Origin of the sequence: Flavobacterium sp. LM4, assembly GCF_002017935.1 — a bacterium.
GTDB classification, from domain to species: domain Bacteria; phylum Bacteroidota; class Bacteroidia; order Flavobacteriales; family Flavobacteriaceae; genus Flavobacterium; species Flavobacterium chungangense.
Genome location: NZ_MUFW01000001.1, coordinates 1121314 through 1138902, shown reverse-complemented (window position 1 = coordinate 1138902; position 17589 = coordinate 1121314). Strand labels below are relative to the sequence as shown.

Sequence of the window (17589 nt, the reverse complement as noted above, 5' to 3'; positions counted from 1 at the left end):
ACAAGACAAACTATATACTGAATGAGAGATATAAAAGCATAAAAAATGCGCAAAATCCGTAGACATTTGCACATTTTTTATATAATACTTCAAATTACATTACTACTTTTTTCAACTTACTTTTGCTACAAAAGAAGATACTGTTTTGGTATCAGCACTATTTTCGACTACATAAATACCTAATATGTTATTTCTATATACAGTATTAGCACTTGTTACACTGGAATCCGGAAAATCAATATCAATCCAATTTGCTTCTCCAAATGATCCGTCAGAATTTCTGTTTACAGAAACAAAAGATGCTCCGTTTTTTTCTCCATTTACAGTAATCCAATCCGATGGCATATTATAGCCATTATCTTTAGCAACTGTAATACCTTCAAAATGAGTAATTATAGATAAAGCTGTTTCATTCTTGTAACTAAACGATTTTAAATTACTGGTTTCTTTGGTTTTAGAATTGTAATCTACCAGAAAGGCCTGACTTATTTTTCCTAGTTTGGGACTGGTGTATCCTCCGGCCATTGTATAACTGTCTCCACCATTATGCCAAATACCATATAAAGTGGTAGTTAATGAATCCGGCACTTTAAACCCGGTACATTCTTTACTGGATGTATTGTATAAAAATGCATATCCGTTCTTATCATTTTCAACATCATAATTTCCAACAGCTATACCACCCATTACACTGTGAACAAATACATTATTGGTATTTCCTCCATTAGGTGATACCTGAACCCATGTTCCGGAACCATCAATAGCACCTTCGTAATAAAATCCTAGATTTCCACTTGGAGCTTTACCGGTAGAAGCGGCTATTTTATAAGATCCAACAATTTGTATTGTGCCATGAGGTCCGTTATTAGGTCCGTAACAAGAGGTGTTAATAACCGCTGCTGTTGGTGTACTCGGAAAATTAACAACATACCACTTCCCTTCATTCCCATTTGCTTTAAGTGTTCCTTCGTAAATTAATCCCTGAACAAGATTGTTCTCACTTAATAAACTGCCTGCAATATATACATTTTCAGACTCTGAAACCCCTCTTATTCCCTGTATGGTGGTTTGTCCAGCAGGATTATTAAAATCTGTATAACTTACTGTATTCACTTCTGAATTTATATTTTGTGACATGATGTGTGTGTTTTTATTATTAATTGATATTTTTTAGATTTTTAAAGATGCTTTTTTAGTTGAATATTGTAGTACTATAAACATCTTTTGGCATATTAACCCAGAGTTTTTCTATCTCAAGCTGATGCAATTGCTCTTCTAAATCTCTTCTAATTTCACTGTATTCAGGATCGTAAGCAAGATTTGTAATCTCTAATGGATCATTAATTAAATCATATAGTTCATATTGCTTGAAATAAGCTGTTGATGCATCAAAATAATAATCAAATTTCCATTTTTCTGTTCTTATACAACGAATACGATTAGCCGCTTTTACAATTGTCCAGTTACTATTAGAACCAGCCTTAATATCGTCATAAGTAAATAAGATACTATGCTGGACAGGAGTATTATTCTCCATTATTGGAAGTAAACTTGTACCTGCAAGTCCTGTAGGTGGATTTGATACATTTGCTATGTCGATAAAAGTGGGCATAATATCTGCCAATGTGGCTAATGCCATTGATTGCTTTATACTGTGATCTTTGAATAGTATTGGATTTGAAATTACAAGTGGCACTCTTAACGCTTCTTCATAGGCTACAAAAGTTTTCTGACGCAAACCACCGTGAGCCAACCCCATTTCTCCATGATCTGAGGTTAAAGTAACAATTGCTGAATCTGCCAATTTATTTCCATTCTCATCTTCTTTATATAGTTCCTTAATTAAGTAACCAATTTCCTTGTCAACATGACTTAATAAATAACCATAAAAATTAATATAGTTCAGTTTATCCTCCGGAGTAGCTATTTCACCCAGACTTAATGCCATATTGAGTAAAATTTGTTCCTGAGCCATAGGCTTTTTATTTTCAAGCAAATTTTCATTGACAGTCGCCGGAAGTCCAATTTCCCTGCCCGACCAGGTTTCTGTATGATATCCCGACGTTCCGGCCGTTTTTGGATACGCTAAAACATCATGCGGATTAACCAGTGAAAGAATAAGACAGTAAGGCTTATGAATTCCTGCGGCTCTTTGAGCTTTTACACTCTTTAAATATTCTATGGCTTGAGCTGTATATTTTGCATCATGATTTGCATATCCACCACCAAAATTAAGCGGATTAACATCTTCACCTGCATCTGGTGCAACCCAGCCCATTGCGCCATATAACGAAATATCTGCAGCGGTTAAATCTTCGTAATTTGTTTTAGTGCCATTAGGAGCAACTCCTTTACTCATATGCCATTTACCTCTGTATTGCACATCATAGCCATCTGCCCAAAGTACATTCATGATATTAGGCAGCGCATTACTGAGTGTTGGTTCTTGTGGAGATAAAAGACCTCCTTCGGTTAAAGTTTGGCTCACTCCATGTTTAGCAGGATAGGTTCCTGTAAATAACGTTGCACGACTAGGAGAACACATGCAGGTGTTACAAAAAGCTCTGTCAAAACTAAATCCATTCTGTTTTAGAAATGTAAGAGTTGGAAGGTTTTTCTCCTCCCATCCCGGTGGAAAATGTTGTGTTGCACGTTGCTCATCGGTAATAATAAGAATCATGTCCGGTTTTTGTCCAATTTGATTAAATTTTTCTTTTAAGTCCATTACGTATTGATTAAATTATTAAATAAAAATATAATTCATAGATGTATCAATATTTTGTCATAACATTAATTTTAGATAACCTGAAAATGTTTTCTTTAAAATTAAAACAATGAAAATGAAATAATTAAAAAGATATTCAATACAGTTAAACAGATCTAAAACTTAGTAAATATGATAACGCTTTATACACATTACAATAATTGTAAAATCCAGCAATTAAATTAACAAGAATAAAATTATATTAATAAAACCGCCTCACACAACGTATAAATACCTGTTTTAGAAAAAAATCGAAATGAATTAAAAAACAATTCAGAAATTACTATAATCAACCCGTTGGGTGAAATTGATTAAAAAAACTGATTTGATTATAAAAAGTATAAAATCGGGAGTAAAACATCATTTATGACTTAAGGAATTGATGTCATCCTGAGCGGAGTCGAAGGCTTTTGAACACGAAAGGACTTCGAATAAGTTTATCCTGAGCGAAGACGAATGGACTCAGCCTGACACTTATTTTTAATTTCACCCAACGGTTTTTTAAATTGGTGCTCTTTCTCTGTACAATCTATATCATCTAAGCATTTATTAATCAATTTGCTTCACCATATCCTTTACCAGTTAATCTGTTTACTGCAACTCCTCTTTTTACAAACCATTCAATAGTTGCTTTGGCTCTTCTGTTGGATAACAGCATATTGTTTTTTTATCAAAACCATATTCCGTTATAACGATAGCTTCACATGCCAAGTCTAATATAACGTTGACAGTCACCTTTATTTCTAAAGGCGAAAACTCGAAGAAATCGCTAAAAATCAATAAAACAAAAACTATTCTTTGGGATTCATCTGATTGAAAATACCTTCCAATGTTTCCTTTCCTGCATTACTCATTGCTATACTAAAACCATGAGATACACTTTTTTTACCTTCTTTTAACTGCCTAAAAATAGAATCAATAAAAGTATCTACCGAATCCCACATATCATGTATTCCTTTACCTCCAAGATCAGTATTCAATGCCGGAGGAATAACCTCAATTACCTCTATCGCACGATCTTCAAGCAGGCGACCAAGAGAAAGAGTAAAGGAGTGAAAAAAGGCTTTTGTAGCACAGTAAACAGGAGCTTTGATAAGAGGCACAAAAGCAAGTCCTGAAGTTACATTTATTATTGTTTTTAATGGCTTAAGCTCTTTGAACAAAACAGTTAGATGCAATGGGGCTTCAACATTAATGGTAATCTCTCTTTTGGCTTTGTTAAAAAACTCAGGATCCTCAAGTGACATCCAGTTTTGTATACCCGCATTGTTTACCAAAACACTTAAATCGCTATGCTCTTTCTCAATCCAATGATAGAGTGCCTCACGTTCGCTTTCCAATTCAAGATCACATTGTTTTATTATAAGTGAAGGAAGTTTAAAAACTGCTTCTTCAAGCGCATCTAGTCGTCTTCCACAAATGATCACAGTATTTCCTTCTTTAATAAAACGCTCTGCCATTCCAAATCCTATACCGGTAGCACCGCCGGTAATTAAAATTTTATTGTTACTAAGTTCCATATAATTTTATTTAATTTAATAGTAGTCAAAGGTCGAGATCATATAACCGTTACGGATATACAATACAAACAGACTTTTAGACAAATCAAACTATTTTTTATATCTGACGGAAAGAAAGCGGTGTCAAGCCACTGTGTTTTTTGAAGAATTTAGAAAAATGAGAGACCTCATCAAAGCCAAGGGAAAATGCGATTTGAGCAATACTCCAGTCACTGTGCTTTAAAAGAATTTTGCCTTCGCGAGCGGTTCTTCCTCCTAATAATTCACTGGTAGATTTTCCAGTAATTTCTTTTAGGTTTTTGTTGAGATAATTAACATGTACACAAAGTTTTTCAGCATATTCTTTTGGTGTGCGCACTTGTACCCTATCGGCAGGAGAGTTGATAGAAAACTGCTGTTCCAAAAGATCAAAAAACTTTTCAGCAATTCTCTGGGGAGCGTTACGCAATTCATTCCTGCTTACATTAGGTATTAATTTCTGTCCATAATGAATAAGTTCTGCAACATAAGCTCTTATAAGATCATATCCATAAGCATAATCACTATTTATTTCACTACATATCTTTTCAAAAATAATACTCAAGTCATTAAAATTAGTAGACATGACAGCCTTAGATTCTGAAATGATGCAGCTTATTTTTGAAAAAATTGGAAAGTAATTCTAATGCAAAACAAGTCAATGGATGCGAATGATTTTAAAGCATTTAAAATTGAAAATCTGGATACTTATACGCCCTCTTTTGGCAGAAAAGATCTTTATCGAATATGTTTGGTAGACGGAAAAAGTACGGTACATTTTAGAGATAAAAGTATTACCATAAATGGGATGTATCTTTTTTTTGGCAATATAAATACACCCTATTCATGGGAAACAGAATCCGAACAAATTGGCTACAGCTGTCTTTTTACTGAAAATTTCCTGAAGGTCGCCGGATATTTAGATAACACGGAATTGCTTTCTATTTTCAACATAGAAAAAATTCCTGTATATGAAGTTATTGGAGATAAGGAAAAAGCTAATATTCAGTTTATTTTCGAAAGAATTCTGGAAGAAAGCAACGGACAGTATCTAAAAAGAAAAGACATGATTCGAAATTTCATCAGTATATTGATTCACGAAGCATTAAAACTGAATAGTAACGGAGATAATCCTGCTGCCTTCACTAGTAAAAAAGCCTCCGAAAGAATCTCTTCCAAATTCTTAAATCTGCTTAATGAACAATTTCCCATAGAGGATAAAAATCGCATTCTTCCTTTTAAAACAGCTGCTGAATTTGCGCTCCAGTTGAATGTTCATCCCAATTACCTAAATCGTCTGGTAAAAAGGGAAACCGGAAGAACAATTTTAAAAATCATCAATGAAAGAATTGTAACAGAAGCCAAAATTTTACTGCTGCATACAGATTGGACCATTACAGAAATAGCGTGCACACTCGGATTTGAATATACCTCTTATTTTGATAATGTTTTTAAAAAGACAACAGGTTTGAGTCCAAAATTATTTCGGAAAACAAACTAAAATTTCATCAGTAGTAAAACTATATTTTAAATAAAATGGTTTGAAATTCATAAATATCGGTATAAATATTCTTAACAAATTACTTCTCTACCACTATAATTTTGCTCTACAACTAAATAATAAAAATATGAATACAATATTAGTAAACACTGTTTTAGGCAAAGTCGAAAACATTGAAGAGATTTTACCTCAGGAATTCGCTGTTGTGGCAGCCTTGAAAGAAGAAGGAGTTTTAGCGCATCTTTTTATTAAAGAAGCTATGGGTGGTGCCGCTCTTGTTTTTAATGAGACAGATCAGGATAAAGTTCAGAAACTGCTTGCCCGATTGCCACTTTATAAATATTTCGAAAAAATAGAGTACACGCTGTTAAACCAACAATTTTAATCATGAAAAAAGTATTATTCGTAGTTACAAGTTGTAATGAAAAAGGTGAAACAAAGCTTCCAACCGGATTTAATTTAGCTGAAGTTACCCATCCGTTAGAGATTTTAGAAAATGACGGAATTCATGTAGATATCGCTTCAATAAAAGGAGGAGCCGCTCCGCTTGACGGATTAGAAGATTTTAGCGATCCTGTTATTGCCAAATATTGGGAAGATATGAATTTTAGAAACAAAATTGATAACACCCTGAAACTGGAAGATGTAAATGTAAAACAATACGATGCGATATTTTTTGCAGGCGGGCATGGAACAATGTGGGATTTTCCAGATACACCAGCTGTTATAAATGCGATTCGTGAAATTTATGAGGATGGCAAAATTGTATCAGCTGTATGTCATGGGCCGGCAGCACTTGTAAATGCTATATTAACCGATGGTTCGCACTTAATTAGCGGAAAAAAAGTAGCCGCGTTTACAAACGAGGAAGAGGAAGAGGTACAGTCTACTCATGTAGTTCCTTTTTTATTAGCCGATGCCTTAAAAATTAATGGAGCGTTTCATCAGCCTGCACCAAACTGGAGTGATAATACCATTGTAGACGGTCGTTTAATTACAGGTCAAAATCCGCAGTCTGCTGCCAGCGTTGGTAAAGCTTTGTCTAAATTATTATTAAACAAATAAACGCTTTACAATGAATAATATCGAAAATAAAGTAATCGTAATTACTGGTGCAAGCAGCGGATTAGGCGAAGCTTCTGCAAAAGCATTATCTGCAAAAGGGGCAATTATTGTCTTAGCAGCAAGACGTTTAGAGCGTATTGATGCACTTGTCGAAGAGTTTTCTAAAAATGGAGAAAAAGCTCTTGCGGTACAAACCGATGTGACCAATTTTACACAGATGCAATCGTTGATAGACGAAGCCGTAAAGAAATTCGGAAAAATAGATGTGCTGCTTAATAATGCCGGAATCATGCCTTCTACTCCACTAATGGATTGTGATGTAGCAACATGGAATCAGGTTATAAACGTAAACATCAACGGAGTTTTAAATGGTATTGCAGCGGTACTACCTTATTTTAAAGAGCAAAAATCCGGGCATATTATTAATGTATCTTCGGTTGCGGCACACAAAATTGGCAAAGGATCAGGGATTTATTCTGCCACTAAAACCGCTGTAAGAGCCATTTCTGAAGATTTAAGAATGGAAGCCAAAGATTACAACATTAGAACGACTATTATTTCTCCGGGAGTTATAGATACTGAATTGCCGAACGCAAGTGGTGTTCCGGATCAATTAACCAAACAATTTTACCAAGCTGTGGCAATTCCGGCAGATTCCTTTGCGCGCGTTGTAGAATTTGCGATCAGTCAGCCAGAAGAAGTTGATATTAATGAAATTCTGTTTCGACCTACACGTCAGGAATATTAAACCTTAAACAATGAAAAAAATAACCTCTTTTAAAAATAAAGGCCTTAAGATGGCTGCTGAGTTACATCTTCCGGATAATTTTAGTGAAACAACTAAATATCCGGCCATAGTATGCATTCATCCTGCTGGCGGAGTTAAAGAACAAACAATTGGGCATTATGCATCAAGATTAGCCGAAAAAGGATTTATTGCTTTAACCTTCGATGCTTCTTATCAAGGCGAAAGCGAAGGACTTCCCCGTTATTTAGAAGATCCTACAGCCAGAGTTGAAGATGCCCGTGCCGGTGCAGATTATTTAGCAACTCTTCCGTACATTGATGCATACCGTCTGGGTGTATTTGGTATTTGTGCAGGCGGTGGTTATGCTATAAGCGTGGCGCAGACAGAGCATCGTTTTAAAGCAATTGCTGCTATAAGCGCTTCTCCAATGGGCGAAGGTTTTAGAAATTTCCTGGGATATGAAACTCCTGTTCCTGTTTTGTTAGACTTACTAAAAAATATAGGGATACAGCGAAATCTTGAAGCAAACGGAGCTGAACCAATGTATATGAATTGGGTTCCGGAAACTATAGAAGAAATTAATGAAAACACACCCGATTTATTAAGAGAAGGCCACGATTATTACAAAACTTCAAGAGCACAGCATCCCAATTCTGTAAATAAATATCTCTTTACCAGTACAGATCGAATTTTAGCTTTTTCTGCTTTTGATCAAATTCCTGCCTTTTTAACACAGCCTATATTATTAATTGCCGGAAGCAAAGCTGATACTAAAATTTTCAGCGATCAGGCTTTTGAACTTGCTCAGGGAGACAAGGAATTGTTTATTGTTGATAGAGCAACACATATCGCCATGTATGATATACCGGAATATGTTGATCAGGCAGTAGCTAAACTAACTGAATTTTACAGTGCTAAATTGTAATTTAAAGCAGTAAAAACTATTTATCATAATTGAATTACTTTAAAACAAGATCAAGATCCAATTATCATAAGATCCAAATTAAAAACTCGCACTATTGATGCGAGTTTTTAATCATTATTTGATATAATTTTGCCAGATATGAAACTTTAAAAAAAACTTCTAATATTTAGAATTTACAGTAAGGTTCTTTTATATAATTATTTAAAACTTATTTTCAACTTCTGCGGCTTTCAGCATCAAATAATGCAAATCAGTATTTTTTACAAAAGGTTTTAAAAGTTCGCTTCCCGGACCAAACATTGCCAGTTCAACATAATCGGCCGAGTGATCCATGCTAATCCAGCCTACCGAATTTATTTTTCCCTGCATTTCTGCAAAAGCTTTATAAGGCAGTTTTTTGTAATTATACAAACCATCTTCTTTATGCAATCCGTCATAATATCCTAAGACTGTTTTTGCTTCTTCATCAGAAACCGAATGACCATTTGCTTTTTCAATAATCTCTTTTACTTGCGAAACAGAAGATTCTGGTTTTATCTGATTCAGAATCCATTCGTTGGTCTGAGTATATTTTTGGATACTGTCAAAATTATCGTTGGCATCTTTACCGTAAATAATTCCAGGATTTGCATTTCCGTGATCTGTGGTTATAATAACCAAAGTTTCTTTGTCTTTCTCAGCAAAATCTATTGCAGCTTTTACAGCTTCATCAAATTCAATCTGATCCTGTATCAAACCCGCAATATCATTGCCATGTGCTGCCCAATCCACTTTTCCGCTTTCAATCTGCAAAACAAAACCCTCCTTATGATTTTTCATTCTGTCAATTGCCTTTTGGGCCATTTCAGCAAGACTTGGAATCGTCTTTTTTAAATTTTCATCACTATTTCTATCCACATAATACGGAAGCCCATCATCTGCAAATACGCCCAAAATAGGCTGCGTACTTAAAGCTGAATTCATTTCAGATCGCGTTTTCACAACCTGATATCCCTTTGATTTAAAAGCAGAGAACATGTCTTTTTTATCTTTCCTTAATGCAGAGCTAAAATAGTTTGCACCACCTCCCATCATAACATCAAAGCCAAGTTCTAAATACTGTTCGGCGATATCCTCCTGAGCATTCCTGCTTTTACTGCTTACGCAAAAACCGGCTGGAGTAGCGTGCGTTATAGGAACGGTGGTCACACAGCCTGCCATTTTTCCTGCCTTTTTAAATTTTTGCCAAATGGGTAAATGAGGTTCTCCATTCGGACTTATATTCAGTACACCATTATTGACTCTAAAACCACCTCCCCACGAAGAGCTTGCTGCAGATGAATCTGTTACTATAGAACTCGCAGAGGCTGTATCCATTAAAGCCCTTGAAACCCTGTTATCTTTGTATAACTGAATCCAGTTTGAGCCTTTGCCCGTTTTTCTGTTTAGAAATAAATCGGTCATGTTTAATGTTCCCGTGCTCATCCCGTCACTAACCAATAAAATAATATTTTTTGCTTTCTTATTTTTATTAGTAGTTTCTAAATCTAAAATATTGGCCGAACCCTGTAAAGGATTTATCATTACTGCCCCGATTGTAAATAAAGAGCCATTTTTAAAGAACTTTCTTCTGTTCATTATTATTTTATTTAAGTATTTCAAAGATAATTAATAACCCGTAAATCAAAAGCACTATAAGGATAGTACGGTAAACATAACTTTTTTTTAATCTACAAGGTTACCTGCAGTTCTGGGAATTGGAAAAGGATCATTCTCAGAGAAAAAACCATCCTGCAGGTCCTTAATTTCGTCAGCCGTGCAAAGACTGTTTTCTAATTGTTTTCGCATTTCATTTTCATTGATAGAAAATCCAATAAATACTAATTCGTTAAGTCTGTCACCAAAATCAAGTGTCCAGCGTTCTTCTATAATATCCTGGTTTTCGGCAAAGCTTTGATAATTCATTCGCTCTGCCAATGGCATACTTGCCCACCAAACACCTGCGCTTTCCGCTTTTATAGAACCTCCAGCCTGACTCCAGTTTATGGCTTGTTCGGGACGGGATGCCATCCAGAACAAACCTTTACTCCGAATAACAGAGGATGGAAAATCCTTCGAAATAAAATCCCAAAATCGATACGGATGAAAAGGTTTTTCGTTTCTAAAAACAAACGAACTAATGCCATATTCTTCGGTTTCAGGTGTATGGATACCTTCCAGTTCGCGTATCCATCCTGCTGAATTCTCAGCCTCTTCGTAATTAAATAATTCTGTATTGATAATTTCGTTTGGATTGACTTTCCCTAATTCAGAAGAAATAATTCTGGCTACAGGATTCAGTTTTTTAATAGACGCTTTTAGAGCTTTTAATTGGCTTGGGGTAACAAGATCGGTTTTATTGAGGATAATTACATTGGCAAATTCTACCTGATCCACCAAAAGATTTACAATCGTTCGATTATCATTTTCGATGTTGGTTGCCTGAATATCTTCCAACGTTTGGGCAGAACCAAAATCTTTAAAAAAATTCAGGGAATCTACCACCGTTACCATAGTGTCTATATAGCTAAAACGGGATAAATCAATATTCTCATCCTCGTTTACAAAAGTAAAAGTCTGGGCCACAGGAATAGGTTCACTGATGCCGGTACTTTCGATTAGCAGATAATCAAATCGGTTTTCTTTGGCCAGTTTCTCTACCTCAACCATCAAATCTTCCCGAAGCGTGCAGCAGATACAGCCGTTGCTCATTTCTACCAGTTTTTCTTCGGTGCGGGAAAGTGTATTTTCTGCTTTTACCAAATTCGCATCAATATTTACTTCGCTCATATCATTTACGATTACAGCAACTTTCAATCCTTCTTTGTTATGCAGAATATGGTTTAGCAGGGTCGTTTTTCCGGCTCCCAGGAATCCTGATAATACAGTTACAGGTAATTTTTTCATGTATTTTGGTATTAATTTGATGTAGATTTTAGCGTGTGTGTTTTTAGATTTGGCAGCACTTTAAAATAAATCGTTTTGGAATCTATTTTGAAACTATCATAAAAAAACTAATAGAGATTCTGGCTTCACTTCTCAAACCGCCACTAGATCTCGCTATGATATTATTTTAAAGTTGTTACCTTCCTTATCAGGCAATGCTTTTTCATTCTTAACATAACATTATAGCTTGACAGTACTGCAATTGTATAAAGAATCGCTGCTGTTAATTTTTGACCGAAAAGCTAATGAATGAAAGGCGTACTATTTGCCAAACAGGATGAGCCAGAAAAAAAGATTTTTTTTCCAGATTATATAATCTGGAATATTGGCGGACCCCGAAGAGAGAAAAGGCTTCCTTTAAAAAAAGAGGAATGTTGGTAAAAGAAAAATGAAGTTAAAGTGTTTACTGCACTATTTTTATGAAAGTGTAAAACATAAAAATTAGTAATTGTAAACAAAATGAAGTTAAAATCACAAGTAAAACATTTTTCAGAAATACTATGACTATGGGCTACTTCTGCTTTACTTTTAGAATAATGACAATGTTTCTCTGCCAGTTTTTCAGTATGATGTTCATGAGAATGTATGGACTGAAACAGTATTGAAAACAATACAGCCATAGACAGAAACACATTGATTATGATAAATTTCTTTTTCATTGCTGAAATTTGAACCACCAATTAATAGCATTATAAGACAATTTCTTTATTTGTCTTTTGTAGTACCCTTAATTTAATGCAATAGTATTGCAAATATAGAGATCTTATTTTTAAATGCAATAAAGTTGCATTTAATTTCACAAACTATTTCTTCGTAATTTTATAAATCCTTAATTTGATGAAACTAAAATTGAGCAATATTTCACAGCTTTATAAACTTTATAAAAAAGCATCTACAGAAGTATGGGATTATAGCCAGAAGAAAGTTTTCTTTCCTTTGACAATTATTACTTAACACTCAGATCGTATTGTGCCATTTTTATCAATTCTTCAGCTATATTTTTTATCCATAAATATGTTCTTAATTAAGATGGTTAAAAAAATTCATGCTCCCGAATTATTTACTCAACAGATGCAGGTCATACTGCTATGAAACCGCAATTTACATTATATAAAATCCACTCGAAAGATAAACATTACAACCGTCTCTCCCAAAAAGCAGCCGTTTTCCACCTGGTTTCCGCCTGATAAAAAATACTTTTGTGTTTTAGGTAATGGTGCCAAATGCGCTCCGTTTGTTCTGTATGTATTTTTTGAAGTGTTTCAGTAAATCCATACTGCAATAGTAGCGTTTGTAGTTGCATGGCACTAGCCATTGCATTGTACATGCCTTGAGAAGATAAAGGGTCAAAACTTAGTGCTGCATCCCCTAAAGCAACCCATTGTTTTCCCCCTGCTTGTTCTAATTTTGTCGAATTAGCGGCAACTGAACCTTTAAAAGTAATAGCATTTTCATCTTCGTTTAATAAAGATAAAATAACAGGATTTTCTTTTGCCAATTCTAAAAATGAACCAGTAGTTTTAAGTTCGTTTTTAGCTACTAAATCAGCATCAGTATGAAAAACCACCACCCTTTTGCCACGAGGAACAACAGCACTATACCACCAGCCATTTTCACTAGCTGAAATAGTACTCATAGTATTTGTTAGAGTATTAGGTAAAGTAACCCAACAAGCAATCAGTTTATCTTCCACTTGTCGTTTAATGCCCAGGCTCTTTGCAAAATGCGATTGACGCCCACTAGCATCAATAACAAAAGATGCAGAAATCGTTGAAGTAGATAAAGAAGTATCACTAGCTCTTAATTGCACCTGCCAACGAGAATTTTCATAAGAACTATTATATAGTTTAGAACCCCATAAACAATGAACTCCACGAGTTTCTGCAACTCTTCTCAAATAGGTTTCAAAAGCTTGGCGATCCAAATTTTTAACAAAACCATCAGGATTTCTTAAATCATCTACAAGATGTACTCGATTGCTTCCCCAATAGGACTGCATACCTACGTTTTTTTGATACAAAGTCCCTATTTGGTTTTCAAAACCCTCTAATAAATCCAATTGTTTTAGAATACGTTGCGATGCAGGAGCCAAAGATTCTCCAATACGCTCAGTGGGTTCAGGAAGTTTATCAACTAATGTTACCTGATAGGTATCTATCAAAGAAATGGCGGCAATGCAACCTGCAATGCCGCCACCTATAATTAATATATCTGTTTTTTCTGTTGCCAAATCTAGTACTTTTTTGGAATAAAACGCTGAAAACGAACCAATTGTCCTGGAACTCCCACCTCTTTTCGAGGTTGTCTGGAATGAGGAACGGTTCTTGTTTTGGTGAATTTATGTGCTTTAGAAGCTAATAAATCAACTAGTTTTTGAACTTCGCTTGTTAAAGCTTCATCCTGAACCAATTCGTCCTGAACCAATTCTAACAATTGCTCGCGAGTGCTTTCGATTACAACTTGTTCAGTAAACAAACCTTCGTTAGACAAATGTTCCAAAGTAGTATATAATAAAGATTCTTCTTTTTTATCCAAGTGCTTGTTGTCATTTAAAATTTTTCTTAATCGGGTTTCTGTCTCTTGTAACAACAGTTGGTTTTGTTCCTCATTAGGAATTACACCAATTTGCATTTCTGGTGGAAAATTAGGATTATCAGACACCCCTGGACGCGGCTGCACAATCGCTAACTTGTCAAAATACTTCACCATTGCATTAATCTGATTGGTTTGTGTTGGTGCTTCTCCATCTAAAGGCAAATCATCCAGCCAAAAATAACGATATGCAAAAGCTTCTCTGCGGGTTTCTTCATCTAAGTTAGTATCTAAAGTTTCTTTGTAACGTTCTTCACTCAAAATATTATTAGGAACTCTGGCAGGCCAAAATGTTGGCAGATAAGGATCGTATGCAGTCGTATAACCATCTCTGCAGCTTGCCGTATCAGTTTGCCAGGGAATAGCCATCCATCTCGTCACACCGCCTGGTACCTGACCCCCTAATAAAGGACCAGCAGGTAAAGTCAGGACATCACTATTCATAGTAGAACCATAATAATGGTAATCGGTTTTTGGTGTTTTAGGAGCGTGTTTCAATCGGAAAGGAGCCATATACATACCAGAAGTTCGCATAGGCCAAGTCATTTCACAACCCGGATGAAAAGCATCTGCCAGGCAGAAATCCATGGCAGCTTTGGTTAGCATATCGGGTTGTTCAGCAATAGGATAATCATCAATTTTTTTAACAGGTGGAATATAAGGACAACCTGTTTTATCAACAAAATCAGCATCAAAATCACCTTCGACCCATTGATCTAAAAACTGTAATTGCAAATGCGATAAGGTGGAATGTTGACGCACAGAACCTAGTGTAGGAATGGCAACTGCATCGCCATATAACCAAGGCCATAGCTGTGGAGCTTCAGCACCAGATTGATCAAACCTACGGAAATTATTGGAAATAGTACGACGCATTTCTAAGTTGGCAGAAGAAGGATCATTTAGTTTTTTTACCCATGCTATACTGGTGTAATTAAATTGTCCACCCCATCCAAAAGCAGCTGCAAATCCTGCATTTACCCATTGTAAATTGGTCATTCTTTCAAAAATAGGCAAGATGTCTTTACAGAAAGAAGGTCTTGCAGGTCTTACTAACATTCCTGATTCTACAGCAACACTGCGCATTAAATCCCACATAGTACGAACCGATTTTTGCATAGGAGCATAATCTGGCGGAGCGCAAATCACCCAGGCAGGATCTACATTAAGAGTCACTCCTTCATATTCTACTGTGGCGGTAACAGGGCCATCTGACATATCATCATACCAACCTTCATTGTTGGCAAAGGTAATGGCTCTGTCTCCATTGATGTTTTTCGATTTACCGTGACCACCCAGCATTACTAAGCGTCCTTTTTCGTCGGTGTGCATTTCTCCTAAATAAACCGATTTGCCCATGAATTTCCCCATGAATTTTTTTCCTTCAGTGATATTAGGTTTTGAAATACTTTCTCCCCCACCATCAATCAATAACTGGCTGCGGTCTTTTACATCAATATTTCTTAATAAAGAAGGAGGAACATTAGGAGCGGTTGCATCCGGAATATCTAAGGCAATTTGAAATTGATACCAGGATGATTTTTGATTGGCCAAATGCGAATGCCAGGTAATTTTAGCATTATCCATAGTCAACTCCTTAATAGCTTTTCCAGCAGCATTGAAACCATAAATTCGAAACTGTGCTGCCTGACGTTTTATCGCTCCAGTTTTATCGCGATAAGCATAAACATCCTCTTTTGCTTCTGGTTCATCTACTAAAGGGCCTATAAAATACTCTTCTTCACTATTTCCAACGCGCATCACACCAATAGGAGGATAAATACCAGCTCTAACAATACAATTACTATCCTCGTCTGTATTGCCCCTAAAATGTGGATTTATGGCATTAGGTTCTTGTAGCTGTTGTCCATTGGCTTGATGCCTGGCTTCAGCACTAGCAGCATAAACTGTTTTGCGAGCCTCTGCAATTGAGCCTATAGGTTTATGAGCTTCTAAAGTTCTCCAAATATTGAATGAAAGATTGCTTCCAAATTCAGACTGACCAATCGCAGTTACATCTTGTTGAGGTAAATGCAACCTTGCAATACAGATGTACGGACTTTCCTCGGTACTCCAAACTGCCTGTGCATCATTAAGAGGCATGGTTGCTTCATTAGTACGCAATTGGATTTCAAATCTGAAAGTAGCAGCTCCATTGCGTAAACGTCTTTCTAAATCCAATCGTAAATAATTATCATCATCAAAAGGTGCCCCTTTGTAAATATCGTCTGGAACCAAACGATACTTAACAATTTGATTTTCTCCTAGTTGAAAAGGTAAAATAGCCCAATAACCTGTACTTAACACACTCGCTTCTTCTTTCTGCATCGCTTGTAAAATACTAGCTAATTCAGGATGCTTATTGATATAAGAATCATAATCTCTATCAATAACACCAGCAGTTGTAAACGTACAGATTTGCTGTGCATCACGGGCAAAAAAGCGATCGATATTCTGAAAAATGAAATCGGCAGTAGGGCCTTCTCCAAAAAGCTTTGGTGCTTCCACTCCAAACAATTTCAAACCCACTCCAATAGTGGAATGTAAGTCAGGTGAAGTAGTTCCTGTATCACTAGAGAAACGAACAGCACAATCATAAAGAGAGCCAGCAAAAATACCTTTTTTGAATTGTTCAGGAATATCCTCATTGATTACGAATTGTCCATAAGCAATACCATGTTGCTTTCTAAAAACAGCACGTTCGGCTGGGTTTTGCCCTTTTTCAATTCGGGTTTTTTGTCCCATTTCTACAAACATCTCTTTAAGACGCTGTGTTACCATTTCAGTACTGCCACTACTGTCCCAACATTTTACGTTGTTTGCAGTAGGTTTTTCAATGATTCGTTTTTTGTTGTCCATATTTAGTAATTATTGGTTTGTTACGCTATTTAATAGTAAGTCGCATATATTATCGGATACTTTAACAGCCAAAACAGCTCAATGTTTAGCCACTATTTTGTAGTACATCCTTACAAATCTAAAATTTATCCTAAAAATGAGTATAGGTAGTTTTACCTGTTCTTTGCAGATTTCTTTAATTTTTATATCCACTTCTACTACTTATCGATTATGGAATTAAAATGGAATTTTCAGAGCGACTTTCAGTTTATCTTCCGTAATATTCGCTTCTATAGTATGATGTACAAAAGCTTACTCATTTTAGTTAAAAAAAAAAGAATGGTTCCTAATTTTTAGATTCTTAATGATTCCTGTAACTTGTATGTGTTAGATAAACAGATGTAAAAGACCATAGTGGAAAATATCAATTTGGAAGTTATAAAACCACTTTGCAAAATGACTTAAAACCTGAAGAAAATAAAAGCCGGTATTTCAAATTACAGGAAGAGAATTCTGTTGACACAAAACTGGTTTATAATTTGTTAGCGGGTCGAGCAGTTCAAAAGAAAAATCCTGTATTCAGCTAGATCTTAATGACAAAGACGCAAGTAGTAATCATCATATAAAAAGAATTTCATTCTGGATACGGTTATG

Annotated in this window: 14 protein-coding genes; 5 read left to right on the top strand and 9 right to left on the bottom strand. The window is 35.5% G+C overall.

Annotation, left to right across the window (positions count from 1 at the left end; genetic code table 11):
* Positions 1–111: 111 nt before the first annotated feature.
* From BXU10_RS05110 to BXU10_RS05095, 4 genes are all read right to left on the bottom strand, one after another.
* Positions 112–1137 (bottom strand): hypothetical protein, encoded by a 1026-nt coding sequence (locus BXU10_RS05110; RefSeq protein WP_078226397.1) that lies wholly within the window; start codon positions 1135–1137, stop codon positions 112–114.
* A 55-nt stretch (positions 1138–1192) separates the two neighbouring features.
* Positions 1193–2725 (bottom strand): sulfatase-like hydrolase/transferase, encoded by a 1533-nt coding sequence (locus BXU10_RS05105; protein WP_078226396.1) that lies wholly within the window; start codon positions 2723–2725, stop codon positions 1193–1195.
* Between the two features lie 830 nt (positions 2726–3555).
* Positions 3556–4284: an SDR family oxidoreductase gene (locus BXU10_RS05100; protein WP_078226395.1), complete on the bottom strand. Its 729-nt coding sequence runs from the start codon at positions 4282–4284 to the stop codon at positions 3556–3558.
* A gap of 97 nt (positions 4285–4381) precedes the next feature.
* Positions 4382–4888, bottom strand: coding sequence for an AraC family transcriptional regulator (locus BXU10_RS05095; protein ID WP_078226394.1), 507 nt, complete (start codon positions 4886–4888; stop codon positions 4382–4384).
* A 60-nt stretch (positions 4889–4948) separates the two neighbouring features.
* Between BXU10_RS05095 and BXU10_RS05090 the strand changes: the two genes are divergently transcribed.
* From BXU10_RS05090 to BXU10_RS05070, 5 genes are all read left to right on the top strand, one after another.
* Positions 4949–5803, top strand: coding sequence for an AraC family transcriptional regulator (locus BXU10_RS05090; RefSeq protein WP_078226393.1), 855 nt, complete (start codon positions 4949–4951; stop codon positions 5801–5803).
* A gap of 127 nt (positions 5804–5930) precedes the next feature.
* On the top strand, positions 5931–6188 hold the full coding sequence (locus BXU10_RS05085) for a muconolactone Delta-isomerase family protein (protein ID WP_078226392.1): 258 nt from the start codon (positions 5931–5933) through the stop codon (positions 6186–6188).
* A 2-nt stretch (positions 6189–6190) separates the two neighbouring features.
* On the top strand, positions 6191–6868 hold the full coding sequence (locus tag BXU10_RS05080; RefSeq protein WP_078226391.1) for a type 1 glutamine amidotransferase domain-containing protein: 678 nt from the start codon (positions 6191–6193) through the stop codon (positions 6866–6868).
* Between the two features lie 10 nt (positions 6869–6878).
* The gene (locus tag BXU10_RS05075) at positions 6879–7616 is read left to right on the top strand and encodes an SDR family oxidoreductase (RefSeq protein ID WP_078226390.1); all 738 of its coding nucleotides are present in this window, start codon (positions 6879–6881) and stop codon (positions 7614–7616) included.
* Positions 7617–7626: 10 nt separating this feature from the next.
* Positions 7627–8541 carry an alpha/beta hydrolase gene (locus BXU10_RS05070; protein WP_078226389.1) on the top strand — a complete coding sequence of 305 codons (915 nt, stop codon included), beginning with the start codon at positions 7627–7629 and terminating at the stop codon, positions 8539–8541.
* Between the two features lie 201 nt (positions 8542–8742).
* Here the strand turns inward: BXU10_RS05070 and BXU10_RS05065 are convergent, their stop codons facing one another.
* From BXU10_RS05065 to BXU10_RS05050, 5 genes are all read right to left on the bottom strand, one after another.
* The gene (locus BXU10_RS05065) at positions 8743–10158 is read right to left on the bottom strand and encodes an alkaline phosphatase (RefSeq protein WP_078226388.1); all 1416 of its coding nucleotides are present in this window, start codon (positions 10156–10158) and stop codon (positions 8743–8745) included.
* An 87-nt stretch (positions 10159–10245) separates the two neighbouring features.
* A complete protein-coding gene (locus BXU10_RS05060; protein WP_078226387.1) occupies positions 10246–11466 on the bottom strand; it encodes a GTP-binding protein in 1221 nt (406 codons plus the stop codon).
* A gap of 347 nt (positions 11467–11813) precedes the next feature.
* Positions 11814–12164 carry a hypothetical protein gene (locus BXU10_RS24770; RefSeq protein WP_123921950.1) on the bottom strand — a complete coding sequence of 117 codons (351 nt, stop codon included), beginning with the start codon at positions 12162–12164 and terminating at the stop codon, positions 11814–11816.
* Positions 12165–12640: 476 nt separating this feature from the next.
* Positions 12641–13735, bottom strand: coding sequence for an NAD(P)/FAD-dependent oxidoreductase (locus tag BXU10_RS05055; protein ID WP_189328059.1), 1095 nt, complete (start codon positions 13733–13735; stop codon positions 12641–12643).
* Positions 13736–13737: 2 nt separating this feature from the next.
* Positions 13738–16956 (bottom strand): LodA/GoxA family CTQ-dependent oxidase, encoded by a 3219-nt coding sequence (locus BXU10_RS05050; RefSeq protein WP_078226385.1) that lies wholly within the window; start codon positions 16954–16956, stop codon positions 13738–13740.
* Between the last annotated feature and the right edge of the window lie 633 nt (positions 16957–17589).